This is a genomic window from Mycoplana sp. 10N416 (assembly GCF_056394765.1).
Genome location: NZ_JBFTIM010000067.1, coordinates 1 through 312 on the forward strand (window position 1 = coordinate 1; position 312 = coordinate 312).

At 63.7% G+C, this 312-nt stretch carries 1 protein-coding gene; it reads right to left on the reverse strand.

Going from position 1 to position 312, the window contains the following annotated elements; all coding sequences use genetic code 11:
- A partial coding sequence (locus tag AC1DDS_RS25840) for an alpha/beta hydrolase fold domain-containing protein (protein WP_477481455.1) occupies window positions 1-312 on the reverse strand: 312 nt, incomplete at both ends.

The window sequence follows — 312 nt, forward strand, 5'->3', positions numbered from 1 at the left end:
TCAGGGCCGTTGCGCTCTTTGGCGAGAAGCGCGACCACGGCCGTCATGTTGCCGCCAACACTATCGCCTGCGATCGCAATTCGGCTGGCATCTGCGCCGAACTCGTCGGGATGCTCGGCTACGTACTTAAGCACTGCATAACTTTCTTCGACCGCGACGGGATAGCGGCTTTCGGGCGAGCGATCATAGTCCACGAACACAACGACTGCGTTTGCTCCATCGGTCARCTCGCGGACCAGCCGGCTATGCGTCTCGCGGTCGCCCAGCACCCAGCCGCCGCCGTGGGTGTAGATCACCACGGGCAGCGGGCCC